The following is a 546-nucleotide window of genomic DNA, read 5'->3' as shown; positions in this document are numbered from 1 at the left end:
CCCCCGTTATGTTTTCCGCGGTCCTGCAAGAGGGCCGCTGGCCTCCGGGCCCGGCATGGCTGTTCCCCCCTGTCGAGGGCATGACCTGGGGGGTGGTGCCACCGGGCCCGAGAGGCGCCGTTGGAGACGCTGATGAGAGGTCCGACTACCGCCCGGCCGAGCGCAACGCCCGGCCTTTCGTAGGCGGCAGGTCTGCATAACGTGGATGCGCGCACGACGCCAACGCCCCGGCCAGCACCGCACAACCCCGCATCGGAGGACGGCTTGAACGACAGCGACGAGATAGGCGTCTTCCTGGGCCTGGACGTCGGCAAGAGCCACCACCACGGCCACGGACTCACCCCGGGCGGCAAGAAGGTCTTCGACAAGCAGCTGCCGAACACCGAGCCGAAGCTGCGGGACGTCTTCGAGAAGCTGAAGACCAAGTTCGGCACCGTCCTGGTGATCGTGGACCAGCCCGCCTCGATCGGCGCCCTGCCGCTGGCGGTGGCCCGGGATGCTGGCTGCAAGGTCGCCTACCTGCCCGGCCTGTCGATGCGGCGGATC

The 546-nt window shown here is 69.0% G+C and carries 1 protein-coding gene; it reads left to right on the top strand.

Annotation, left to right across the window (positions count from 1 at the left end; all coding sequences use genetic code 11):
- Window positions 1-264: 264 nt before the first annotated feature.
- On the top strand, window positions 265-546 hold a 282-nt coding region (locus BIV23_RS45265; RefSeq protein ID WP_143079294.1), incomplete at its 3' end, for an IS110 family transposase.

Source organism: Streptomyces monashensis, from assembly GCF_001866665.1.
GTDB lineage: Bacteria > Actinomycetota > Actinomycetes > Streptomycetales > Streptomycetaceae > Streptomyces > Streptomyces monashensis.
This window is presented reverse-complemented; position numbering and strand designations above follow the sequence as displayed.